21 protein-coding genes are annotated in these 22,413 nt (G+C 72.1%); 8 read left to right on the forward strand and 13 right to left on the reverse strand.

Annotated features, from left to right (window positions below):
- Positions 1–93 precede the first annotated feature (93 nt).
- The 4 genes from J8M51_RS16275 to J8M51_RS16290 all read left to right on the forward strand — a co-directional run bounded on the left by J8M51_RS16275 (position 94) and on the right by J8M51_RS16290 (position 3,629).
- Positions 94–981 carry an alpha/beta hydrolase gene (locus J8M51_RS16275; protein WP_086761272.1) on the forward strand — a complete coding sequence of 296 codons (888 nt, stop codon included), beginning with the start codon at positions 94–96 and terminating at the stop codon, positions 979–981.
- Positions 974–1,702, forward strand: coding sequence for a hypothetical protein (locus J8M51_RS16280; protein WP_086761270.1), 729 nt, complete (start codon positions 974–976; stop codon positions 1,700–1,702). Before J8M51_RS16275 ends, J8M51_RS16280 begins: the two co-directional genes overlap by 8 nt.
- Positions 1,703–1,936: 234 nt before the next feature.
- Positions 1,937–2,560 (forward strand): RNA polymerase sigma factor, encoded by a 624-nt coding sequence (locus J8M51_RS16285; RefSeq protein ID WP_086761268.1) that lies wholly within the window; start codon positions 1,937–1,939, stop codon positions 2,558–2,560.
- Positions 2,553–3,629 (forward strand): CU044_5270 family protein, encoded by a 1,077-nt coding sequence (locus J8M51_RS16290; RefSeq protein WP_086761266.1) that lies wholly within the window; start codon positions 2,553–2,555, stop codon positions 3,627–3,629. The genes J8M51_RS16285 and J8M51_RS16290 overlap by 8 nt, the downstream gene beginning before the upstream one ends.
- A gap of 13 nt (positions 3,630–3,642) precedes the next feature.
- On the opposite strand, the gene J8M51_RS16295 is transcribed toward J8M51_RS16290, so the two are convergent.
- The 6 genes from J8M51_RS16295 to J8M51_RS16320 all read right to left on the reverse strand — a co-directional run bounded on the left by J8M51_RS16295 (position 3,643) and on the right by J8M51_RS16320 (position 8,695).
- Positions 3,643–4,398, reverse strand: a complete 756-nt coding sequence (locus J8M51_RS16295; RefSeq protein WP_086761264.1) for an endonuclease/exonuclease/phosphatase family protein — start codon at positions 4,396–4,398, stop codon at positions 3,643–3,645.
- A gap of 120 nt (positions 4,399–4,518) precedes the next feature.
- Positions 4,519–5,472 carry an ROK family glucokinase gene (locus J8M51_RS16300; protein WP_086761262.1) on the reverse strand — a complete coding sequence of 318 codons (954 nt, stop codon included), beginning with the start codon at positions 5,470–5,472 and terminating at the stop codon, positions 4,519–4,521.
- 93 nt (positions 5,473–5,565) lie between these two features.
- The gene (locus J8M51_RS16305) at positions 5,566–6,102 is read right to left on the reverse strand and encodes a DUF5304 domain-containing protein (protein ID WP_086761259.1); all 537 of its coding nucleotides are present in this window, start codon (positions 6,100–6,102) and stop codon (positions 5,566–5,568) included.
- Between the two features lie 57 nt (positions 6,103–6,159).
- Positions 6,160–7,347 (reverse strand): ArsA family ATPase, encoded by a 1,188-nt coding sequence (locus tag J8M51_RS16310; protein WP_086761257.1) that lies wholly within the window; start codon positions 7,345–7,347, stop codon positions 6,160–6,162.
- A 68-nt stretch (positions 7,348–7,415) separates the two neighbouring features.
- Positions 7,416–7,856, reverse strand: a complete 441-nt coding sequence (locus tag J8M51_RS16315) for an SRPBCC family protein (protein WP_086761256.1) — start codon at positions 7,854–7,856, stop codon at positions 7,416–7,418.
- 83 nt (positions 7,857–7,939) lie between these two features.
- Positions 7,940–8,695: a metallophosphoesterase family protein gene (locus J8M51_RS16320; RefSeq protein WP_179203373.1), complete on the reverse strand. Its 756-nt coding sequence runs from the start codon at positions 8,693–8,695 to the stop codon at positions 7,940–7,942.
- 354 nt (positions 8,696–9,049) lie between these two features.
- Between J8M51_RS16320 and J8M51_RS16325 the strand changes: the two genes are divergently transcribed.
- Positions 9,050–10,846, forward strand: coding sequence for an AMP-dependent synthetase/ligase (locus J8M51_RS16325; protein ID WP_267299234.1), 1,797 nt, complete (start codon positions 9,050–9,052; stop codon positions 10,844–10,846).
- A 16-nt stretch (positions 10,847–10,862) separates the two neighbouring features.
- Here the strand turns inward: J8M51_RS16325 and J8M51_RS16330 are convergent, their stop codons facing one another.
- Both J8M51_RS16330 and J8M51_RS16335 read right to left on the reverse strand, forming a co-directional pair.
- Entirely contained in the window at positions 10,863–12,485 is a 1,623-nt protein-coding gene (locus J8M51_RS16330) for a GMC oxidoreductase (protein ID WP_455568189.1), read from the reverse strand.
- A gap of 158 nt (positions 12,486–12,643) precedes the next feature.
- A complete protein-coding gene (locus J8M51_RS16335; protein ID WP_086763236.1) occupies positions 12,644–13,786 on the reverse strand; it encodes a glycosyltransferase family 4 protein in 1,143 nt (380 codons plus the stop codon).
- A gap of 184 nt (positions 13,787–13,970) precedes the next feature.
- Here J8M51_RS16335 and J8M51_RS16340 point away from each other — a divergent pair, with 184 nt between their 5' ends.
- Complete coding sequence (locus J8M51_RS16340) at positions 13,971–15,212, forward strand: glycosyltransferase family 87 protein (protein WP_179203483.1); 1,242 nt, start codon at positions 13,971–13,973, stop codon at positions 15,210–15,212.
- 357 nt (positions 15,213–15,569) lie between these two features.
- Here J8M51_RS16340 and J8M51_RS16345 read toward each other — a convergent pair whose 3' ends face one another.
- The 5 genes from J8M51_RS16345 to J8M51_RS16365 all read right to left on the reverse strand — a co-directional run bounded on the left by J8M51_RS16345 (position 15,570) and on the right by J8M51_RS16365 (position 21,160).
- On the reverse strand, positions 15,570–16,841 hold the full coding sequence (locus tag J8M51_RS16345) for a hypothetical protein (protein ID WP_398856176.1): 1,272 nt from the start codon (positions 16,839–16,841) through the stop codon (positions 15,570–15,572).
- A gap of 61 nt (positions 16,842–16,902) precedes the next feature.
- Positions 16,903–17,934 carry a C40 family peptidase gene (locus tag J8M51_RS16350; RefSeq protein ID WP_086760477.1) on the reverse strand — a complete coding sequence of 344 codons (1,032 nt, stop codon included), beginning with the start codon at positions 17,932–17,934 and terminating at the stop codon, positions 16,903–16,905.
- A gap of 313 nt (positions 17,935–18,247) precedes the next feature.
- Complete coding sequence (locus tag J8M51_RS16355; protein WP_179203323.1) at positions 18,248–19,285, reverse strand: C40 family peptidase; 1,038 nt, start codon at positions 19,283–19,285, stop codon at positions 18,248–18,250.
- 258 nt (positions 19,286–19,543) lie between these two features.
- Positions 19,544–20,887 carry an NYN domain-containing protein gene (locus J8M51_RS16360; RefSeq protein ID WP_086760481.1) on the reverse strand — a complete coding sequence of 448 codons (1,344 nt, stop codon included), beginning with the start codon at positions 20,885–20,887 and terminating at the stop codon, positions 19,544–19,546.
- Positions 20,888–20,920: 33 nt separating this feature from the next.
- A complete protein-coding gene (locus J8M51_RS16365) occupies positions 20,921–21,160 on the reverse strand; it encodes a hypothetical protein (protein WP_086760482.1) in 240 nt (79 codons plus the stop codon).
- A 198-nt stretch (positions 21,161–21,358) separates the two neighbouring features.
- On the opposite strand from J8M51_RS16365, the gene J8M51_RS16370 reads away from it, so the two are divergent.
- Positions 21,359–22,114, forward strand: coding sequence for a rhomboid family intramembrane serine protease (locus tag J8M51_RS16370; protein WP_086760484.1), 756 nt, complete (start codon positions 21,359–21,361; stop codon positions 22,112–22,114).
- The gene (locus tag J8M51_RS16375) at positions 22,111–22,392 is read left to right on the forward strand and encodes an Lrp/AsnC family transcriptional regulator (RefSeq protein ID WP_033528170.1); all 282 of its coding nucleotides are present in this window, start codon (positions 22,111–22,113) and stop codon (positions 22,390–22,392) included. The genes J8M51_RS16370 and J8M51_RS16375 overlap by 4 nt, the downstream gene beginning before the upstream one ends.
- Positions 22,393–22,413: the final 21 nt, after the last annotated feature.

Below are 22,413 nucleotides of genomic sequence, written 5' to 3' on the forward strand. Positions count from 1 at the left end.
CGCGCGAAGCCCCTGGTCGGTGTCAGTGCGGTCGCGTACGGTGAACCACATCCGGACTCATTCACACCCTTCTCATGAACAGGAGACCGAACCGTGCCGGTCCTTCCTGGAGCCGAGCCGTACCACCACGAGGGCGGGGAGGTCGGAGTCCTCCTCTGCCACGGATTCACCGGGTCACCGCAGTCGCTGCGCCCCTGGGCGGAGTATCTCGCCGCGCGGGACCTGACCGTCGCGCTGCCCCTGCTGCCGGGACACGGCACCCGCTGGGAGGACATGCGCCCCACCGGCTGGCAGGACTGGTACGCGGAGGTGGACCGCGAGCTGCGGGTCCTGCGCGAGCGCTGTGCGCACGTCTTCGTCGCGGGGCTGTCCATGGGCGGCGCGCTGGCGCTGCGGCTGGCCGCGAAGCACGGGGACGCGGTCACCGGCGTGATGGTCGTCAACCCGGCCAACAAGGTGCACGGCCCGGCCGCGCACGCCCTCCCCCTGCTCCGGCACTTCGTCCCCACCACCAGGGGGATCACCAGCGACATAGCCAAGGAGGGCGTCGAGGAGGTCGGGTACAGCCATGTGCCGCTGCACGCGGCGCACTCGCTGCGCGGTTTCCTGCGCCTGGTCGACGGCGAACTGCCCCAGGTGACCCAGCCGTTGCTGCTGCTGCACAGCCCGCGGGACCATGTGGTGCCGCCCGTCGACTCCGAGCGGGTCCTCGGCCGGGTGTCGTCGACGGACGTCACGGAGATCCTGCTGGAACAGAGCCACCATGTCGCGACGTTGGACCACGACGCGGACCGGATCTTCGAGGAGAGCCACGCGTTCGTCACCCGGCTCGTGGCGGAGTCCGGGGCGGCTCGGATGAAGGAGTCCGGCGCGGAATCCGTACAGCAGGCTGAATCCGTACAGCAGTCTGATCCGGGGTCCGTGGAGCGGAGCGGTCCGGGATCCTTGGAGCAGAGGGAAGGGACGGCCACTGGTGGCTGAGCACGACTCCGAGCGTGAGCCGGAGGAGAAGGGAGCGCCCCTCGGCGCCTCGCCCGGCGACTCCCCGGGCGGTTCCACGGGCGGTTCTGCCGGCGGTTCCGCGGGCGCCTCGTCCGGTGAGACGCCGGGCGGGCCGCCGTCCGAGGAGCAGCACGCGGGCGAGGAGCAGCACGTGCCGTTCGACGAGGACGCGGCGTGGCAGGCCATCGTCGCCGGGTTCGGGGACGAACCGCCGGACCCTCCGGGCGCCAAGCCGTTCAGGTCGGTGGAGGACCTGGCCCTGATCGAGGCCGAGCCGGAGGACACCCCGGACAAGTCCCCCGATGCCGCCGCCGGCCCCGCGGCCCCCAAGCCGCTGGGCAGCTCGGTCGCGTTCGCCCCCGGTGTCGGCGCGGGTCCACGGGACTACAGCGTGCCCGACCCGGTCGGCGAGGACCCGGACAAGGGCGACGAGGACGACGGCGAGGACGACGAGGGCCACTTCGTGCCGCCCGAGCCGCCCCCGCTCCCCGAGGCCGATGCGACCTCCAAGTTCGCCTGGCTGGGGGTGATCGGCGGCCCGGTCCTGCTGCTGCTCGCCGTGCTGCTCGGCTGGGAGATGACCTGGTGGCTCACGACTGTGGGCATCGGCGGCTTCCTCGGCGGCTTCGCCACGCTGGTGATGCGGATGAAGGGCGACGACGAGGACGACGGCGACCCGGGGCGGGGCGCGGTCGTCTGACCCACCGTCACCGCCGTCTCGTAGGAGGACGAGGGCCCGCCCGGGAACGTTCCGGGCGGGCCCTCGCCGCTGTCGCACGACGGTGAGGGCGAGGGCGACCCTGACGCTGACGCTGACGAGGAAGGCGAGGAAGGCAGGGCAAGGGAACTCGATTCCGGTGAACGGCGAAGTACGGGTGCACGACCCGAACGAGCCCAGGCCTTCGAGGTGTTCGGACGAACGAGAGGAGCTCCGATGACCGTCGGCCCGCCGGGCGTCGGCACCCGCGACCGGGATCGCGAGGAGAGTGACGCCCTCGTGATCGAGCGGTCCCGGGACGAACCCGAGCTGTTCGCCGTCCTCTACGACCGCCACGCCGACGCCGTGCACCGTTACGCGGCCCGGCGGCTGGGTCCCGAGGCGGCCGAGGACCTGATGGCGGAGACCTTCGTCATCGCCTTCCAGCGGCGGCACACGTACGACCTGTCCCGGGCCGAGGCCCGCCCGTGGCTGTTCGGTATCGCCACCAACCTCATAGGCCGGCACCGCAGGGCCGAGGCGCGCCGCTTCCGGGCGCTGGCCCGGCTGCCGGAGCCGGTGGAGCACGAGGAGCCGGTCGCGGACCGGGCGGTCGCCAGGGCCGGTGCCACGGGGGTGCGCCGGGAGCTGGCCGCAGCGCTGGCCGGGCTGTCCGCCCGGCACCGGGACGTGGTGCTGCTGGTGGCCTGGGCCGGTCTCGACTACGAGGAGGCGGCCCAGGCCCTCGACGTGCCCGTCGGCACGATCAGATCCCGGCTGAACCGGGCTCGCGGCAGACTGCGCGAAGCACTGGGCGGATCCGATCCGACCGCTTTCCGAGAGGCAGACGCCCATGCGTGACATCGACGATCCGAGGGTCTCTCGGGAGCTGCGGGACCTCGCCGACTACGACGCGGGGGCGCCCCCGCTGGACGAGGAGACCCGGCGGCGTGGGCGGGCCCGGCTGCTCGCCACGATCACCGCGCCGGACACGGACCGGCCGCGCGGGCCGGGCCTCCGGCTCACCGCACCGGTACACCGCCGTCCGGTGCTGCGGATCGCGCTGAGCGGGGTGGTCGCCGCCGCCGTCACCGCCGGTGTCCTGGTCGCCGTGCGGCACGACCGCGACGACGGCCCGGGCGGGACCGCGAAGCCGCCGGTCACCGATCTGCCGCCGATGCGGAACGTGAGCGCGAGGACGGTGCTCAACGGGGCGGCGGCGTACGCGCGGCAGCACGAGAAGCAGGTCAGCCCGCGGGACGACCAGTTCATGTACACCAAGGAGATCATCAAGGAGACCGAGCGGAAGAGCGGGAGGACGAAGACGTACGTCGCCGAGAACTGGCACTCGGTGGACGGCTCCAAGCGCTCCTGGGTCATGGAGCTCGGCAAGGGGTGGTGGGCACCGCCGCTGGCGGCCAACGAGAGCGTGTGGCCGCCGCAGGAGTGGAGCGAGCTGCGCAAACTGCCGACCGACCCGGAGCGGCTGATCCTGGCGATCGAGCGGAAGTCCTCCGGGCGCCAGGGGGAGAACACCTCCTTGGCGGACATCAGCGACGAGGAGTGGACGCGCATCCACTTCAGCCTCGCCGGACTGCTCAAGCTGGTCCCGGTGATGCCGGAAGGACTGCGGCCGGCGGCGTACGAGGCACTCGGGATGGTGCCGGGCGTCAAGGCGGTGCCGAACCAGAAGGACGCCAAGGGACGGGTGGGCGTGGCCATCACCTACCAGGCCCCGAACCTGCCCGGAGGAACCTTCTCCTACGGCGGCTTCTTCATCTTCGACCCGGTGACGTGCGCCTTCCTCGGTTTCCGTGACGTGCGTTCCTCGGGCGACGGGAAGGACATGAAGACGTACACCCAGCTCTCGTACCTGGACAGTTGGGCGATCGTCGACCGGGCCAAGCAGTACCCGTCGGCCGCGGGCTAGCGGGCGGGACCCCTCAGGCCTCGGCGGGGACCCTGAGGGCGGCCAGGACCGGGAGGTGGTCCGTGGCCGCCCTCAGGTCGTCGTCGGTGACGCCGGGGTGGTCGAGGGGGACGCCGCAGCCGAGGACCTCGATGCCGCCGGTGGCCAGGATCGCGTCGATGCGCTGGTGGGGGTCGGTGGGGGTGGAGCTGTACTCGCCGCCCCAGGGGGTGGTGGCCCAGCAGTCCTGCAGTTCGCCGGCGAGGCGGCGGAACGTACGGCCGCCGGGGCGCTCGTTGAGGTCGCCGCCCGCGACCGCGTGGGTCACGCCCAGGCCGGCCAGGTGGTCGAGGAGGAGGCCGCCCTGTTCGTACCGCTCGTCCTGCTGCAGGGAGAGGTGGCAGGACAGGACGCCGAGGCGGGCGCGGCCGAAGCGGACCACCGCCGTGGCGAAGCCGCGTCGGTGCAGACCGGGGGTGAGCGGCAGCAGGACGTCCTCGGTGTGTTCGACCGTGGCGCGCAGGCCGCACAGCAGCGCGGGGCCGGAGGCGGTGGCGCCGCCGGAGAGGGTGACCAGGCCGGAGGCCGCGGCGAGCCGGGCGAGTTTCTTGCGCCAGCGGAAGAAGCGGGGGGCCTCCTGGACGAGGACCAGGTCGGGGGCGCAGGCGGTGATCACTCGGGCGAGGGCGTCCGTGTCGTCGCGCATGGAGCGGATGTTGTAGCTGAGGACGCGGATGGTCGCCGAACCGTCGGAATCGGTACGGGAGTTGGGCAGCGGGGTGGTCGCCATATGGATCAAGATACGCCCAAGAGCTCGGGGCATTTGTCCGTTCGCGACTGCGGGTGCGTCGTGGCTGTTCGCGCAGTTCCCCGCGCCCCTGAAGGGCGCGGGGTTGCCGCCAGCCGGTGGCTACATGATCGGGTCGGGTTCTCTCGCCAGGTCGGCCGCGCCCACCAGGCCCGCCTCGTTGCCCAGTTGGGCGGCGATGACCTCGGCGACCGGGCGCCAGTTGCCGCCCACGAGCCAGCGCTTGTAGGACTTGCGGATGGGGTCGAGGACCAGTTCGCCCTCGTCGGAGAGACCGCCGCCGACGATGAACGCGGAGGGGTCGAAGAGCGAGGCGAGGTCGGCGAGACCGGCGCCGGCCCAGCGGGCGAGTTCGCGGTAGGAGTCGACGGCGACCGGGTCGCCCTGGCGGGCGGCCATGGAGATGTGCTTGCCCTCGATGCCGTCGGGGCTGCCGTCGCCGAGGCCGAGGAGCAGTTCCGCGTTCTCCGGGGCGGCGCCCGCGCGCTGCTTGGCGTAGCGGACGAGGGCGCGGCCGGAGGCGTACTGCTCCCAGCAGCCCTGCGAACCGCAGCCGCAGAGCAGCCCGTCGGGGACCATGCGGATGTGGCCGAACTCGGCGGCGACGCCGAAGTGTCCGCGGCGCAGCTCGTTGCCGATGATGATGCCGCCGCCGAGGCCGGTGCCGAGGGTGATGCAGATGACGTTGCGGTGGCCCTTGCCCGCGCCGAACTTGTACTCGCCCCACGCGGCGGCGTTGGCGTCGTTCTCCACGACGACCGGCAGGCCCACACGGGCCTCGACCTTCTCCTTGAGCGGCTCGTTGCGCCAGTCGATGTTGGGGGCGAAGTAGACCGTCGACCGCTGCCGGTTGACGTAACCGGCCGCGCCGATGCCGACACCGACGATCTCGTGTCCGGCTCGCGCGCCCTCGACGGCGGCGGCGATGGCGTCCACGATCCCGTCGGGCGTGCCCGGGGTCGGCACCTTGTGGGTCGAGAGGATGTTGCCTTCCTCGTCGACCACACCGGCCGCGATCTTGGTACCGCCGATGTCGACGCCGATGGTGAGTCCCATGAATCCCTCAGTTCGGTCGAGCCCCGCTACGGCCAACCGTACCCGAGGCCCTGCCCCGGGACTCCAGGCGTCCGGCGTGCGGACGGCCCGCCGTCAGTCCAGGTCGATGCGTTCTCCGGGGCCCGGATCGTCGCCCTGGTCGCGATCTCCCCGGTGGGAGGTGTCCCGGTTCGTCCAGCGGCGCTCCTGGGCCTCGACGGCGGAGCGGTACGCGGCGAGCAGTTCGCCGCCGGCGGCGGCGAGATGGTCGAAGACGTCCGGGTTGCGTTCGATGACGGGTTCGACGGCGTCCTTGGCCTGCCGGACCACCTGGCGGACCATCTGCTGGGCCGCGCCTCCGGCGACCGCGCCGAGCAACGGCGACTGCAGCCCGGACAGCTTGTCCGCGACGGTGTCGACCAGCTTGCGCAGTTCCTCGGCGGCCGAGCCCGGCGGCGGCCCGTACTGCGCCCGGCGGCGGGCCTTCTCCGCGGCGAGGTCCTCCTCGCACGCCGTCGCCCAGGCGTCGGAATCGGTGGCGCGCACCCGGTCGCTCTCGCGTACCGACTCGGCCGTCCGCGCCTCGGCCGCGTCCTTGTGAGCGGACGCGTCCTCGTGAGCGGCGTCGGACGGGGGGCGCTCTTCGCTCATGGCGGGCTCCTGCCTACGGTTCGTACCTTCGACGTTACCCGAACGGGCGTATGCGGTTCACCGTGTCCGGGGCCACAACCGGGGGTCCGGCGCGAAACGGACCCTCAGCTCGCCGTCGCGCAGGGCCGCGCCGTCGACCGTGCAGCGGCGCAGTGCGGACGGCAGCGGCACGATACGGCGGAACTGCCCTGCCGTGACGACCAGCTCGTCGCCGCGCCGGACGAGATCCAGCTCGTCCCGTATCGCCCCGGGCAGCGGGATGTGCCAGACGAGCACGCCCTCGTCCCCGAGCCTGTCGGTGACGGCCCAGTCGACGCGGGCTGGGACGTCACCCGCACCGGGGACGTGCAGAGCGGTGAGGTCGTCGACGCCCCGGGGGTCGTGGCCGAGGTGGGCGACGCCCCGGACGGGTCGGGTCCGTCCCGTCGCGGGGGCCTCCGTCCACTCCTCCAGCGTCTTGCGCTGCTGGGCGACGAGACCGGCGAGCCAGGTGTCGTGGGTGCGCTCGGGCAGCACGCGGTTGGCGATCAGCAGATCCACGGGGAGGGCCCGCAGGGCGAGTCCGACGCTCGCGAGGCGTACGTGGTCGGCGCCGGCCGGGCCCGGTTCGGCGACCAGCCGCACGCTGGTGCCCGGGTCCTCGACGACGGCCGCGACGGCGGCCAGTTCGACGTCCCAGCGGGCGGCCGTCTCGTACAGCCACTCGGCGGGCATCGGCACCCCGGCGAGCCGTCCGAGGACCGGCCGCAGGGCGCGGGCCGCCTGCCGCTCGGGCGGGAGGAGACGGCGCAGATAGCGGCGCAGCTCCTCCGGGAGGCCGAGCAGGGCGAGGGCCTCGGGCGAGGGCGGCAGGTCGACGACGAGCAGGTCGTACGCCTCCGAGAGGGCGGCGTCGCGCAGGGCCCGGAGCAGGGCGAGTTCCTCGGCGCCGGGGAGGGGGGTGAGCTCCTCGGCGTCCAGCCGTCCCGCGCCCAGCAGGTCGAGGACGGAGGTGGCGCGCCGCTGGAAGGCGACGAGGTCCTCGCGGAAGCCGGCCGCGGCGTCGGGGCGCCAGGCGGTGAGGTTCGGCACGGCCCGGACGGGTTCCGCCCCGGTCGCCACCCCGAGCACCGCGCCCAGGCCGTCGGTCCGGTCCGCGCTCAGCACGAGCGTCCGCGTGCCCTCGCGGGCCGCGTCCAGCGCCGTGGCCGCGGCGACCGTCGTACGGCCGCTGCCGCCTTGCCCGGTGATCAGGATGGTGCGCATGGGGGTGAACGGTAACCCAGCGGAGCCGACCCCGGCGCCGCCCGCGTCCACCCGTGCCGCGCCGGAGACTACGCCCCCGACTCCACCCGCTTCTTCAGACCCGCCAGGGCGCGGTCGATGATGACCTTCTCCGCCTTGCGCTTGATCATGCCGAGCATGGGGATCTTGACGTCGACGGTGAGCTGGTAGGTCACCTCGGTCACCGAGTCGCTCACCGGCTTGAGGATGTAGGAGCCGTCGAGAGACCGAAGCATCTGGGACTTGACCAGCGTCCAGGACACCTCGTTCGCCCCGGTCCAGGTGTATCCCAGCGTCTGGTCGTCCTTGATCGCGCCCGCGTCCATGACCAGCCGGACCTGCTCGGCGCGGCCCTGGCCGTCGGTCTTCAGGACCTCCGCCTCCTTCACCTCGCCCGTCCAGTCCGGGTAGCGGGCGAAGTCGGCGATCACTCCCATGACGTCGGCCGCCGCAGCCTCGATCGTGATGCTCGAACTGGTGAATTCCGCCATCGCCGTGGCTCCTCCAGAGACGTTCCGGTGAGGGAGGTGGGTGCGCACGTATGTGCAGCGTGAAGGCTACCGCTTGCGGGGACTCACCATTCCAGCGCCCATGGCTTCCCGCTCCCCGCGAAGTGCCCCACGTTCACACACTCGGTCGCCCCGATCCGCATCCGCCGCGCCAGCGGCTGGTGGACATGGCCGAACAGCGAGTACCGGGGGCGCGTACGACGGATCGCGTCCAGCAGCGCCCGGCTCCCCCGCTCGAAGCGGCGCGCCACCGTGTCGTACACCAGCTCGGGAACCTCCGGCGGGATGTGGGTGCACAGCACGTCCACCTCCCCGACCGCCTCGATCTTGGCCGCGTACTCCTCGTCGCTGATCTCGTACGGCGTCCGCATGGGTGTGCGCAGACCGCCTCCCACGAAGCCGAAGACCCATCCGCCGATCTCCACCCGCTCGCCGTCCAGCACGGTCGTCCCCGGCCCCGCGAACTCCGGCCACAGCCCCGGCATATCGACATTGCCGTAGGTCGCGTACGTCGGTGTCGGGAAGGCCGCGAACATCTCGGCGTACTGCTTGCGGACGGCCTTCTCGATCACGGTGGAGCGCTCCTCGCCGACGCCCGCCCAGAGCCGGGCGCCCAGCTCACGCGCCTCCTCGAAGCGGCGGGCGGTGCGCAGCTCGACGAGCCGGGTGGCGTTCTCCGCGCCGAAGAGGTCGGGGAAGATGCCGCGGGAGTGGTCGGCGTAGTCGAGGAAGAGGACCAGGTCGCCCAGACACACCAGGGCGTCGGCGCCCTCACCCGCCCGGGCCAGGTCGCGCGCGTTGCCGTGCACGTCGCTGACCACATGGATGCGCGTTCTGCCGTTACCGCCCGGTGTGCGTGCCATGGCGATCAAGCGTAGGCGTGTGCCGCATACGTGAACAGTGCCGTCCGGACGTGCGGTTACTGGCCAGTCAGCAAGTGGGGGGATTATTCTTCCCGGGAGAACCCACATGTGTGACGCGGAGAACATCTCACCGGACCCCCCTCGCGGAGATGCCATACCGACGGGTAACGTCCGGGCAGTCCAGTTGTGCTCAGGTTTTCAACCAGTAAGGCCCAAGGAACGACATGGGACCTGAGCGCTCGCCCAGCCTTGGACCGCACCGTCGCAGCAACACAGAGTCGTGGCGCCGGCGCCCTATGAGGAGCAGCAGTCTTGCGCGAGTTCAGCCTTCCGGCTTTGTACGAGGTCCCGACGGACGGCAATCTGACCGACATCGTCCGCAGAAACGCCGCGCAGCATCCCGATGTCGCCGTCATCGCCCGCAAGGTCGGCGGCGCCTGGCAGGACGTGAACGCCGTCCAGTTCCTGGCCGAGGTGCGCACCGCCGCGAAGGGGCTGATCGCCGCCGGGATCCAGCCGGGCGACCGGGTCGCCCTGATGTCCCGTACCCGGTACGAGTGGACCCTGCTGGACTTCGCGATCTGGTCGGCGGGCGCGGTCACCGTGCCGGTGTACGAGACCAGCTCCGCGGAGCAGGTGCAGTGGATCCTCGCCGACTCGGGCGCGACCGCCATGATCGTGGAGCTGGACGGGCACACGGCCGCCGTCGAGTCGGTACGTGACCGGCTGCCGGAGCTGAAGCACGTGTGGCAGATCGAGGGCGGCGGGGTGGAGGAACTGGGCCGCCTCGGCCAGGGCGTCACGGACCGGGCCGTGGAGGAGCGCAGCTCCATGGCGAAGGCCGACGACCCGGCGACCATCGTCTACACCTCGGGCACCACCGGCCGTCCCAAGGGATGCGTCCTCACCCACCGCAGCTTCTTCGCCGAGTGCGGGAACGTGGTGGAGCGGCTGCGGCCCCTGTTCCGTACGGGCGAGTGCTCGGTGCTGCTGTTCCTCCCGCTCGCGCATGTCTTCGGACGGCTCGTGCAGGTCGCGCCGATGATGGCGCCGATCAAGCTGGGCACCGTGCCGGACATCAAGAACCTCACCGACGAGCTGGCCTCCTTCCGGCCGACGCTGATCCTCGGTGTGCCGCGGGTGTTCGAGAAGGTCTACAACTCGGCGCGGGCCAAGGCGCAGGCGGACGGCAAGGGCAAGATCTTCGACAAGGCCGCGGACACGGCGATCGCGTACAGCAGGGCGCTGGACTCCGCGTCGGGCCCGGCCCTCGGTCTGAAGATCAAGCACAAGGTGTTCGACAAGCTGGTCTACAGCAAGCTGCGCGCGGTGCTCGGCGGCAAGGGCGAGTACGCGATCTCGGGCGGCGCCCCGCTGGGCGAGCGCCTCGGCCACTTCTTCCGCGGCATCGGCTTCACGGTCCTGGAGGGCTACGGCCTGACCGAGTCCTGTGCGGCGACCGCGTTCAACCCCTGGGACCGGCAGAAGATCGGTACGGTCGGGCAGCCGCTGCCGGGTTCCGTGATCCGGATCGCGGACGACGGGGAGGTGCTGCTGCACGGCGAGCACCTGTTCAAGGAGTACTGGAACAACCCGGGCGCGACCGAGGAGGCACTGGCCGACGGCTGGTTCCACACCGGTGACATCGGCACCCTCGACGAGGACGGTTATCTCAGCATCACCGGCCGCAAGAAGGAGATCATCGTCACCGCGGGCGGCAAGAACGTCGCCCCGGCCGTGATCGAGGACCGTATCCGGGCGCACGCCCTGGTCGCGGAGTGCATGGTGGTGGGTGACGGGCGCCCGTTCGTGGGCGCGCTGGTCACCGTCGACGAGGAGTTCCTGGGCCGTTGGGCCGCCGAGCACGGCAAGCCGGCGGGCTCCACCGCGGCGTCGCTGAGCGCGGACGCCGATCTGAACGCGGCCGTGCAGGCCGCGATCGACGACGGCAACGCCGCGGTGTCGAAGGCGGAATCGGTGCGGAAGTTCCGCATTCTGTCCTCCCAGTTCACGGAGGAGTCGGGCCACCTGACGCCGTCCCTGAAGCTCAAGCGCAACGTGGTGGCGAAGGACTACGCGGACGAGATCGAGGCGATCTACCAGAAGTAGTCAGACACGTACGAGGCTAGGGCGCGGTGTCCTCCACGAGGACCCGCGCCATCGTGCGTTCGGCGAGCGCGGTGATCGTGACGAACGGGTTCACCCCGATCGAGCCGGGCACGAGCGAGCCGTCGGTGACATACAGCTTCGAATACCCCTTCACCCTCCCGTAGTCGTCGGTCGCCTTCCCGAGGACGCAGCCGCCCAGCGGGTGGTACGTGAAGTCGTCGGCGAACACCTTGTTGGACGAGCCGAACAGGTCGTACCGGTAGATCGTGCTGTTGGCGGAGTTGATCCGGTCGAAGAGCTTCTTGGCCATGGACGAGGAGACCGCGCTCTGGGCCGCGCTCCAGCCGAGCTTCGCCGAGTCGGTCGCGGCGTCGTAGGTGAAGGACGCGCGTTCGGTGTTCTTGGTGATCGCCAGATAGAGGCTGACCCAGTGTTCGAGGCCGGTGGGCAGCGGGGCGATCTCGGCGAAGACGGGGTTGGCGGTGTTGGCCCAGTCGTCGATGCCCATGACCGGCATGGTCGACTGGTTCGCCCCGACCGTGTCCCAGAGGTGGTTGGCCCGGCCGAGCATGACGTTCCCGTTGGAGCCCCAGCCGGCGCCGACACTGGCGTTCAGCGCGGGCAGGGTGCCCTTCGCCCGGGCGCGGACGAGGAGTTCGGTGGTGCCGACGCTGCCGGCGCCGAGGAACAGGTAGGTGCAGCCGTACTCCTTGGTCTCGACGACCGCGCCCGTGTCGTCGATGCGGTCGACGGTGACGACGTAGGTGCCGTCGCTCAGCCGGCGGATGCCCCGGGCCCGTTCCATGGTGTGGATGGTGACGTTGCCGGTGCCGAGGGCGGCGGCGAGGTAGGTCTTGTCGAGGCTCTTCTTGCCGTGGTTGTTGCCGTAGATGACCTCTCCGCCGAGGGCCGACTTGGTCGCCGTGCCCGCCGCCTCGCGCTGCATGTAACCGAAGTCGTAGACGCTGGGTACGAAGGTGGTCTTCAGGCCGGTCTTCGCCGCGTGGGCGCGGGAGATCCGGCTGAAGCGGTACCACTCGGTGGACTCGAACCAGGCGGGGTCGACGGTGTTGACGCCGAGCATGGCGCGGGCGCGCGGGAAGTACGTGGAGTACATCTCGGTGGTGTCGACGGTCGGGAACTGCTCGGCGAAGTAGGACTGGAGGGGCGTGACGGCCATGCTGCCGTTGACCAGGGAGCCGCCGCCGACGCCCCGGCCGAGGAAGACGGACATGTTGGCGTAGCGGACGCGGTCGAGGACGCCGGGGTAGGCGCTGATGTCCTGGTTGACGACGTCCAGCCAGAGGAAGGTGGCGAGCGGGGCCTCGGTTCGGGTCTTGAACCACATGGACCGCTCGTCCGGCTCCCTGGTGGAGCAGAAGATCTTGCCGTCGGAGCCGGGCGTGGTCCAGGCCCGGCCCATCTCCAGGACGAGGGTGCGGATACCGGCCTGGCCGAGCCGGAGGGCGGCGACGGCGGCGCCGTAGCCGGAGCCGATGACGATCGCCGGGGCGTTGTCGACGGCGGCGGGCTCCGCCGCTTGGGCGGACTGGAGGCCGATGCGGGTGAGGCCGAGGCCGGCCGCCGTCTGGAGGGCGGCCATTCCAAGTATGTGACGTCTCGTCAGCTGACGCTGCATCAGTTTTGCTGTCATGTGCGCAGCATGTGCGGATTATTCGGATCCGGCTAGGGGCTCCGCCGTGCCGGGTGGCGCCTACCGGGGTGCCGGGTGCTCCTGGAAGGCGAGTTCCGGTCGTCTTGTGGCTGGTCGCGCAGCTCCCCGAGCCCCCTACCGGGCTACAGCAGCGTTTTCAAAGTTTCTGCCAACAGATCCCAGCGCCACTTCTCCTCCACCCACTCCCGTCCCCGCTGTCCCATACGGGCCCGCAGCTCCGGGTCGCCGAGGAGGGTGACGACGCGTTCGGCGGCGTCGGTCGGGGAGCCGCCCCGGACGACCCAGCCGGTCTCGCCGTCGAGGACGGCGTCGGGGGCGCCCCCGGAGTCGCCCGCGACGACGGGCAGGCCGGTGGCGGAGGCCTCCAGGTAGACGATCCCCAGCCCCTCGACGTCCAGACCGCCCCGGCGGGTGCGGCACGGCATGGCGAAGACGTCACCGGCGCCGTAGTGGGCGGGCAGCTCGGACCAGGGGACGGCGCCGGTGAAGCGGACGGACCCGGCGACGCCCTTCTCCCGGGCGAGCCGGCGCAGCTCCTTCTCGTACGGGCCGCCGCCGACGATCAGCAGCACCGCCTCCGGCTCCCCGGCGAGGATGCCGGGCATCGCCTCGATCAGCGTGTCCTGCCCCTTGCGCGGCACGAGGCGGGAGACGCAGACGACGACCGGGCGGTCGGTGAGCCCGAGCCGGGCGCGGACCTCGTCGCCGCCGGAGGCCGGGTGGAAGGTCTTCTCGTCGACGCCGGGCGGCAGTTGGACCATCCGGCCGGCCGCCTCGGGGGTGAGGGCCGTGGCGATCCGGGAGCGGGTGTACTCGCCGAGATAGGTGATCGTGTCCGTGCCCTCGCCGATCCGCCGCAGCAGCTGCCGGGCGGCGGGCAGCTGCGCCCAGCCCGCCTCGTGGCCGTGCGTGGTGGCCACCAGCCGTTCCGCGCCCGCCCGGCGCAGCGCGGGGGCCATCAGACCGAGCGGGGCCGCCGCGCCGAACCACACCGACGTACAGCCGTGCTCGCGCAGCAGCGAGACCGCGCGGCGGGTGACCGCGGGCGTCGGCAGCAGCATGGTCGTCCGGTCGCGGACGACGGTGAAGGGCTGCTCGGCGTCGAAGGCGGCCGTGGCCTCGGCACCCTCCCGGCCGCGCTTCCACGTCGACGCGTAGACGACGAGCCGCTCGGGGTCCAGCCGCAGCGCCATGTTGTGCAGAAACGCCTGGATGCCGCCGGGCCGGGGCGGGAAGTCGTTGGTCACGATCAGGGTCTTGTGCATCGCCGCCGACCCTACCGAACCGGCACGGGCCCACCGCCCCCAGGCGCCCGCACACCTCCGCGAGCACCTCCGCACCCGCCCCGGCCGTGCTGCACGGCCGCTTCACAGGCCGGCGGGGGATCATGTCCCCCACACCCGCGCACCAGAACGCAGACGGACAGGGACTCACGTGGCTCAGACGGACATGACGGGCGCCCGGCGGCTCCCGTTCGGGCTGCTCACGCTCTGGGGCGTCACCCGGCTGCTCCTGCTGCTGTTCGTCTTCAAGGTGTACGTGTTCCCGGGCCCGGACGTCACCACCGACGTCTCGGCGATCTACCACGGCTGGTACGGGACCCTGCGCGGCGGAACGTATCCGCTGGACGACGTCACCTGGCAGTACCCACCCGCCGCCGCGCTCGCGATCCTCTCCCCCGCGCTGCTGCCCTTCCTGGACTACGCGTCGGCGTTCTTCGTCCTCGCCCTCCTCGCCGACCTCGTGGTCCTCACGCTGCTGCTGTACGCGGGCGGGCGTCCCGGGAAGACCTGGCGCGGCGCGTGGGTGTGGGCGGTGGGCCTGCCGCTGCTGGGCCCGACCGCCTACGCCCGCTACGACGTGATGGTGACGGCGGTGGCGGTCGCCGCCCTGCTCGCGGGCAGTCGCCGTCCGCGCCTGATGGGGGCGCTGACGGCCTTCGCGGCCCTGCTGAAGGTGTGGCCGGCGCTGCTGCTCCTGGGCGCCCGCGGGCGTACGGCCTGGGCGTGGGCGGTGGGCACGGGGCTGGTGGTGGCCGGGCTGTTCGCGGCCTCCCTGCCGGGCGCCTTCGCCTTCCTGACGTTCCAGCGGGACCGGGGCACCGAGGTGGAGTCGCTGGGCGCCCTCGTCTTCCATGTGGCCCGGCAGTTCGGCTGGGACGGCGAGGTGCTGCTCAACTACGGCTCGGTGGAATTCCTCGGCGCGTATGTGGGCGCCGTGAGCGACGCGGCGCTGCTGCTCAGCGGGGCGGCCTTCGCCTGGCTGCTGCTGTGGCGGGTGCGGGCGCGGCGGTTCGCTCCGCACACGCTCGCGGACGCGGCGTTCGTGGCGGTGCTGATGTTCACGGCCACGAGCCGGGTGATCAGCCCCCAGTACATGGTCTGGCTGGTCGGGCTCGCGGCCGTCTGTCTCTGCTTCCGGGCGAGCCGGATGGGGGTCCCGGCGGGCATGGTCCTGGCCGCGTCCTTCGTGACCGTCCTGGAGTTCCCGGTCTGGTTCGCCCATGTCGTCGCCAGCGACTGGCTGGGCGTCACCCTCCTCTTCGTCCGCAACGGGCTGCTGGTCCTGGCGGCGGTGCGCTCCGCGGTCGTGCTGTGGCAGGACACGGTGGTGCTGCCGCACGGGCCGGGCCGGGGTGCGCTGTCGGGTGCGGGCCCGCGGGACTTCTCGCGCAGTTCCCCGCGCCCCTGAAAAGCAGGGGCTACGCCCCGTGCTTTTCCCCGCCTGACCGCCGCCTTTCCAGCCCGCCTGACCAGCGCCTTTCCCGGCCGCCCACCCGGCGCCTTTCCCGGCCGCCTGACCGGCGTCTTCCGGCCCGCCTGATCGCCGCTTTCACGCCCGCGCACCCGCCATCTGCGGATCCGCCCGCCCCCGCCTTCGAGACCGCCCACGCCCGCCTTCAGCAAGCCCGCCCTCCTCCCCCCGCCGCCTTCCAGGCCCGCAAGGGCCTGGGCTTTAGGGGCGCGGGGAACTGCGCGAGAAGCCCCACCGGGCCGGCACCCGACAACGCACCCCGCCGCTCAACCCAACCCGCTCAACCCAACCCGCTCACCCCAACTGCGCCCGCACATACTCCCGCCACCGCGCCGTGAAGTCCCCCACCGTCGTCCCCAGGACCTCCTCCAGCGCCCCCTCCACGGCCCCCTCCCGCCGCTCGTGCGCCCCCACCGCCCGGTAGAACTCGTCGAGCCTCACCTCACCCCACCGGTCGGCGATGAGACGGCAGGCCAGCCAGCCCCCCTCGTACGCCTGGGCGAGCTTCCCGGCGTCGTCGGAGAAGCCGAACGCGGAGTCGGCGGGGAGGGCGGCCGGGACGCGGCCCTCGGCCACCGCTCGCCGCAGCTCGGGGGCGACCTCCGCGGCCGTGCGGCCGGTGCCGCGGTAGCCGACCCAGTCCGCGTAGCCCTCGGAGAGCCAGAGCGGGGTCGCGGCGTCGGTGTGGGCGCGGGTGGCGACATGGGTCGTCTCGTGGGTGAGGACGACCTGCCGGCCGAAGTCGCCGAGGACGGCGTACGCGTCGGGGTTGACGACAATCCGGTCGGCGGGCGTCTTCGCCGAACCCCCCGCCTCCCCCGTGGTGACCGCCGCGATCCCCCGGTACCCGGACGCGGGCGCCCCCAGCAGCCCCGCCATCTCGTCCAGCGACTCCGGTACGACGACCACGACCCGCCGCGCCCAGTCCTCGCCCCACGCCTCCGTCACGGCGGGCACGGCCCGGTCCGCCAGCGCCGTGTACCCGCGCAGGGCCTCGGCCGGCCGCCCGACGCCGAGCACAAGGCTCCGCTCCCCCCGGACGGCGACGATCCGGCCCTGCTCCCACAGCTGTTCGGTGCCCTTGTCCGAGGGCTCGTCGGCGGCGACCCGCCAGGCCCCGTCGCCGCCCCGGACGAGGGTCAGGGTCCGTACGGCGGTGACGGGCGCCCGGTCGTAGCCACGGATCCGGTAGCGCAGAGCCGCCTCGGCCGTGGCCCGGTCGCCGGAGCGGTGGAAGGAGTCGAGGGCGTACGACCAGGAGGCCAGCGGCAGCGCGCGGAGGTTGACGAACTCGGCGGTCCCGGTGGCCAGTTGGCCGGGGACGGAGGTGCTGGTCGCCTCGGTGGCCCGATAGGCGGACCCGTCCCGGTCCAGGACGGCCGCGGCCCGCCGGTCGAGCATCCGCTGCACCTCGGCGCGGGCGGTGTCGGGGGTCGCGTCGCCGCCGCAGCCGACGAGGAGGGCGAGGCAGAGCGCGACCACCGCGGGAACGCCTCCGGGCCCCGGGAGCCCGCGCCGGACCCCCGCCCCGGGCCGGGGACCCGCCGTACGCCTTCGACCAGCCACGTTCCCGATCGTACGGGGCCCCGGTCGCCGTACGGCAGGACGGCCGGGACCCGGGGTGCGGTCAGGGGCGGGTGACCGAGGCGACCGGCATCATGCCGACGGGGTCGTAGCGGACCGGGGCGCCCGGGTAGGGGGCGTGGATGACCTGGCCGTTGCCGACGTACATGCCGACATGGCTGGCGTCGGGCCGGTAGGTGACGAGGTCGCCGGGCTGGGCCTGGGAGAGCGGGACCTGGGTGCCGGCGTACCGCTGGGCCTGCGAGGTGCGCGGCAGACCGACGCCGGCCTGGCCGTACGACCAGACCATGAGGCCGGAGCAGTCGAAGCCGTGGGGTCCGGTGGAGCCCCACACGTACGGCTTGCCGAGGGCGGAGCGGGCGGCGGCGACGGCGGCGGCGGCCCGGCCGTTGGGGGCGACGGCGCCGGCGGGGTCCGGCATGTCGGTGCGGCCGGTGGCGCTGGAGCGCGAGGCGCGGTCGTACTCCTCGCGCTCCTCGTCCGGGAGGGCGTTGAGCAGCCGCCGGGCCGCCGCGAGCTTCCCCTCGACGGCCCGCTTGTGCTGGGCGACGGCCTTGCGGCTCTTCTCCAGCTCGGTGAGCTTCTCCCCGGCCTCCGCGCGGTCCTGGGAGAGGCCGCGCATGGCCTGCTGGAGGTCGTGGAGTTCGCCGGCCTGGTGGGCGCTGATGCGGTCCAGCGCGGCGGCCGTGTCGAGGTAGTCGTCCGGGTCGTCGGAGAACAGCAGGGCGATCGACGGGTCGACGGCGCCGGAGCGGTACTGGGCGCCGGCGAGCGAACCCAGCGACTCCCGCATGGCGTTGACGCGGTCCTGTTGCCGGGCGATCGAGTCCTGCGCGGTGCCGACCTGCTCGCGCAGCTCGTCGGCGCGCTCGTCGGCCTTGTTGTAGGCCTCGGTGGCTCGCTCGGCCTCCTCGTACAACCGGTCCACCTCGGCCCGGGTGTTGTCGTGCGGCGCGGCGGCGGCCTGCTGGACGGGGATGGCGCCGAAGGCGGCGGCAGCGGCGGACAGCACACCGAGGGCGGCGGCCGCGCCCCGGTCGAACCCGGACGGTACAAGGCGACTGTGGGACACCACGGGAAGCCGCACTCCCTTCGACGGTGGACAGGGCCCTCCCCGGCCCGGAGGACGTCCCCGGCAGGGGGCGCACTCACGGCGGGTGAGGGAAGCGCGGCCGACAGTAGCCGCGCGACCGGGTCCCAGCCAAAGACCTCCGCGGGCACAGAGCGTGACGTCCGGTCCGGGGCCCAGGTCACCAGCGGGTGAAGGGGTCAGCACGAGGTGCGGGAATTCGCCCGTTCGGGCGGCGCTGTGTCCTGATCTTGAAGAAAAACAGGGCCGATCGTCACACTGTGTGACGGTCGGCCCTGTTTTCGAGGCGGAGCGGGTGTCAGCCGACGACGCGGACACCGAACTGGAAGCTGCCGATGGTGCTCATCGACTCGTAGCGGACGACCTTGCCCGGGTACGGGGCGTGCAGGACCATGCCGTTGCCCGCGTAGAGGCCGACGTGCCCCAGGTCGTTGAAGAAGACCAGGTCGCCGGGCTTGAGCGCGTCGCGGCCGATCTTCGTGCCGTCGTTCTGCTGGGTGTACGTGGTCCGGGTGATCGAGACACCGGCCTGGGCGTAGGCCCACTGGGTCAGCCCGGAGCAGTCGTAGGAGTTGGGGCCGCTGCCGCCGGAGACATAGGGCTTGCCGACCTGGGTGTCGGCGGCGGCGAGGGCGGCGGCGCCATAGCTGGAGGCGGGCGCCTCGTCGCCGAGCTCGACGCGCTCTCCGGCGTCGCGGCTGGCGCGGGTCTCCTGCTCGTCCAGGGCGGCCTTCTCCTCGGCCGTCAGGCTGTTGAGGAGCTTCTGCGCGGCGGCCAGCTTGCCCTGGACTTCCTTCTTCTTGTCGGCCAGGGTCTCGCGGGTCTCGGCGAGGTCCTCCAGCTTCTCCGTGGCCTCCTGGCGCTGCTGCGCGAGCGTGCGCTGCTTGTCCTGGATCTTCTTCAGCGCCTCGACCTGCTGGCTGGTCAGCTGGTCGAGCGTGGCGGCCTTGTCCAGGTAGTCGTCCGGGTCCGCGGAGAGGAAGAGCTGGATCGAGGAGTCGATGCCGCCCGAGCGGTACTGGGCGCTGGCCGCCAGGCCTATGCCCTCCCGCAGCTCGTTGAGTTCTTCCTGACCCTTGGCGACGTTGTCCTGGATCGTGGAGATCTCCTTCTCGAGCTTCTCCTGCTTCTCCTCGGCCCCGTTGAGCTTGTCGGTGGCCCGCCCGGCGTCCTCGTAGAGCTTGTGGACCTTGGCCTGGACGTCGTCCTTGCTCGGCTTCTCGGCGGGCGCGGCGTTGGCGGCCTGCGAGGTGAGGGCCACAGCAGCGGCGGCGGCGGTGGTGAGCACGGTCACACGCGTACGGCTCGGCTGCTTGGGACGACGGTGGGACGCCACGGTAGGGAACTCCTTCATATGAGCGACCGGCCGGCCAGGACTCCGGCGACGATCACCCGTTCAGAGGTTTGAGCCCAGACCCTAGTGACCCAATGGTGATCACTTCAAATCCCCCACAGGAAAAATCCCGTCCCACGGCGCACAATTTACACTCAACACACATGCGGTAGCGCTCGATTGACGCTACGTTGCGCAACATTTCGATCAATTCGGGCATAGCGCCCGTTCGTTGCTGTTGGGGCGGACGCGACCGAAGGGTCAGGAAAGCCGCTTGAGGAGCACGGCGGAGGCCACCGGGCGCGCACCGGCCTTCGCGATCCCGTCGGCCACCTCACGGTCGGTGGAGGCGACGATGACCGGCCGGCCGGGCGGTTCGGCGCGCACCAGCCGGCGGATCAACTCGTCGGCGGTGACACCGGGCTTGGAGAACAGCACCCGCACCCCGCGCGGCGGCGCGAGCAGCACCGGCGCGGCCAGCTCGGCCCCGTCGAAGACACAGGTGACCTCGGCGCCGGTCTGCGCGGCGAGCTGGGAGAGCTGACCCAGCAGCCGGAGCCGCTGCTTCTCCAGCGGCATCTGCGGATAGCCGGTCTTGGTGACGTTGTAGCCGTCGACGACGAGATGCGCCTGCGGCAGCGCCAGCAACTGGTCCAGGATCGCCGGGTCGTTCTCCGACAGCGCGCGGGCGGCGATGTCCTTCGGGGTCATCCGACCGGGCTCCACCGCGTCGACGGTCTCGGCGGGCCGTACGGAGACCGGCGGCAGCGCCAGCTCCCGCCGGAGCCCCTGGGCCGCGTCCAGCACGGTGTCGAGGAGCAGCCGTACCCGCATGTCCTCGACGCTGCGGCCCTCGCGGGCGGCCCGCCGGGTGGCCTCCAGCGCGGCCTCCGCCTCACCGAGCCGGGCCTTGAGCCGCCGGCTCTCGCTCTCGGCGGCGGACACCTGGGCGTGGCTCTCGCCGCGCACGGTCTCCATCTCGGCGTGCAGCTTGCGCAGGGCGGCCTCGCCGCGCTTGACGTCACTGAGGGCGGCCCGGAGCTTGCGGTGCATCGAGTCGGCCTCCTTCTTCGCCGACTCCAGCTCCGCGCGCAGCCGTTCCGTCTCGGCCTTGGTGTGGCCGCGGGCCTCGGCGAGCTGCTCGCGCAGCCGCTCCAGCTCGGCCCGGCTCTCCTCGCCGGCCCGCTCGGCGTCCGCCCGCAGGGCCTCCTCACCGGCCGCCGCGACCAGCTTCACCCAGCCCGTGGGACGCAGCACATAGGCCGCGGCCGCCACGTCCAGCGGGTCCGCGGCCGGGGGCGGCGCGCCCGTGTCGAGGGCGTCGGCCAGCTCCGGGTGGGCCTCCCGGAACCGCTCCCCGATCCGCTGTCTGAACAGCGTGTCGCCCTCCACGGCGGCGGCCATCGCGTTGCCCGCGAACTTCACCCGGCGAGTCGGGGTGAAACGGGCGTACTGCCGCAGCTGCGCGGGCAGTTCGCCGACGGTGAGCCCGCCGAAGCCGTCGGAGACGATCTGCACGACGCGCTTACGGACGCCTTCGGGCAGCGGACGGTCGAGCACCTCGGCGGGGCCGTCGCCCGGCCCCCCGCTCGCGCTCTCCACCATCCTCACCCCACTGTCTGTGCGGTGCCCGCTCCCTCAGGAGCCGGCGCCCGGCCTGTCCACGAGTTCCACCTGGTCCACCGCGTTGCACCAGCGGCAGCGCACCGACTCGATGTTCTCACTGACCACGTCGCGCTCCTCGACCTTGGGCTCCCCGGCGAGGTCGAGGTGAACGTACTCGACGACCTTCGACGAGCGGGTCACGTCGAACCGCGTGAGGTTGCCACAGAGCGTGCAGCGCCAGCGGGTCGTGTCCGTCGGCAGGGGAACCGTCATCGTGGCTGCTCTTCCTTCTTCCAGTCTCCGTGAAGCGCCGGCGTCCCGGTGCGTGTGGCTCGTAACCCTACGGCCTGACCGGTACTCGACGCCCGTTCACCTGTGGCGGCGGCGCGGATTGCCTCCGGCGGCGGGGCCGATCCCCGCGGGCGGCGAGGCGGTCTGTGCGGGTAGGCCCCGTTACGTCATGCTCTGCTCATGATCGGCAAGTGGAGCACCTCGGCCGGGCGGGCCGTACGAAACGAGTCGGCGCCGGTGACGTACGGGCTGATCGCCGTCTGCTGTGCGCTCTTCCTGATCGGGCCGGCGGCCGGACTCAACCCCGGGTACGGCACCGGGGAGGAGCTGATCGCCGCGCAGCGGGCGTACTTCCGGCGCTGGGGCGTCGTCCCCGACGAACTGTTCGACGGCTCCCCGGGCGCGGCGCTCACCCCGCTCACCGCGCTCTTCGTGCACGGCAGCTGGCTGCACCTGCTCGGCAACATGCTCTTCCTCTTCGTCTTCGGGGCGATGGCCGAGGAACGCATGGGCCATGTGGAGTTCGCCCTCTTCTACGTCGGCTGCGGCGCTCTCGCGCTGGTGGCGTACGCGGCGGCGCACGCCGGGTCGCCGCAGTCGCTGGTCGGCGCGTCCGGGGCGATCTCCGCGGTCCTCGGCGCGTTCCTCTTCCTGTTCCCCCGGGCGCGGGTGACGAGCCTGCTGCCGTTCCTCTTCTTCCTCCCGCTGCGGTTCCCGGCGTGGGTGACCCTGCCGTTCTGGGTGACCCTGCAGTGGCTGGCGGCGGGGCGGCAGACGGCCGGGCCGGGGGTGGCCTATCTGGCGCATCTGGTGGGGTTCGGACTGGGGTTCTGTTACGCGTGGGGGCGTTATGGGCGGAGGGCTAGAGTGAAGGCGCCCGTGGATGTCCCGTCGAACGTCCCAGCTCCGGCCCCCGAGGGAGAGAAACAGCCGTGATCACCGCGATCGTGCTCATCAAGACCAGCGTGGACCGGATTCCGGAGATCGCGGAATCGATCGCCGCGCTCGAATCCGTGAGCGAGGTGTTTTCGGTGACCGGTACCTACGATCTGGTCGCCATGGTCCGGGTGAAGGCCCATGACGACCTGGCCGATGTGATCCCCGGGTCCATCAGCAAGATCCCCGGAGTGCTGGGCACCGACACCCATGTGGCGTTCCGGACGTACTCGCAGCACGACCTGGAGGCCGCGTTCGCCATCGGCCTGGACGGCTGACCGCGTCTCCGCCGCCCCTGC

Origin of the sequence: Streptomyces griseiscabiei, assembly GCF_020010925.1 — a bacterium.
GTDB lineage: Bacteria > Actinomycetota > Actinomycetes > Streptomycetales > Streptomycetaceae > Streptomyces > Streptomyces griseiscabiei.

Bases quoted from the DNA above. Each gene is read 5' to 3' on its own strand.
- J8M51_RS16315 (WP_086761256.1), bottom strand. From the start codon at position 7,856: ATGGCGGAATTCACCAGTTCGAGCATCACGATCGAGGCTGCGGCGGCC.
- J8M51_RS16285 (WP_086761268.1), top strand. From the start codon at position 1,937: ATGACCGTCGGCCCGCCGGGCGTCGGCACCCGCGACCGGGATCGCGAG.
- J8M51_RS16330 (WP_455568189.1), bottom strand. From the start codon at position 12,485: ATGCAGCGTCAGCTGACGAGACGTCACATACTTGGAATGGCCGCCCTC.
- J8M51_RS16300 (WP_086761262.1), bottom strand. From the start codon at position 5,472: ATGGGACTCACCATCGGCGTCGACATCGGCGGTACCAAGATCGCGGCC.
- J8M51_RS16365 (WP_086760482.1), bottom strand. From the start codon at position 21,160: ATGACGGTTCCCCTGCCGACGGACACGACCCGCTGGCGCTGCACGCTC.
- J8M51_RS16295 (WP_086761264.1), bottom strand. From the start codon at position 4,398: ATGGCGACCACCCCGCTGCCCAACTCCCGTACCGATTCCGACGGTTCG.
- J8M51_RS16340 (WP_179203483.1), top strand. From the start codon at position 13,971: ATGACGGGCGCCCGGCGGCTCCCGTTCGGGCTGCTCACGCTCTGGGGC.
- J8M51_RS16290 (WP_086761266.1), top strand. From the start codon at position 2,553: ATGCGTGACATCGACGATCCGAGGGTCTCTCGGGAGCTGCGGGACCTC.
- J8M51_RS16335 (WP_086763236.1), bottom strand. From the start codon at position 13,786: ATGCACAAGACCCTGATCGTGACCAACGACTTCCCGCCCCGGCCCGGC.
- J8M51_RS16370 (WP_086760484.1), top strand. From the start codon at position 21,359: ATGATCGGCAAGTGGAGCACCTCGGCCGGGCGGGCCGTACGAAACGAG.
- J8M51_RS16360 (WP_086760481.1), bottom strand. From the start codon at position 20,887: ATGGTGGAGAGCGCGAGCGGGGGGCCGGGCGACGGCCCCGCCGAGGTG.
- J8M51_RS16305 (WP_086761259.1), bottom strand. From the start codon at position 6,102: ATGAGCGAAGAGCGCCCCCCGTCCGACGCCGCTCACGAGGACGCGTCC.
- J8M51_RS16310 (WP_086761257.1), bottom strand. From the start codon at position 7,347: ATGCGCACCATCCTGATCACCGGGCAAGGCGGCAGCGGCCGTACGACG.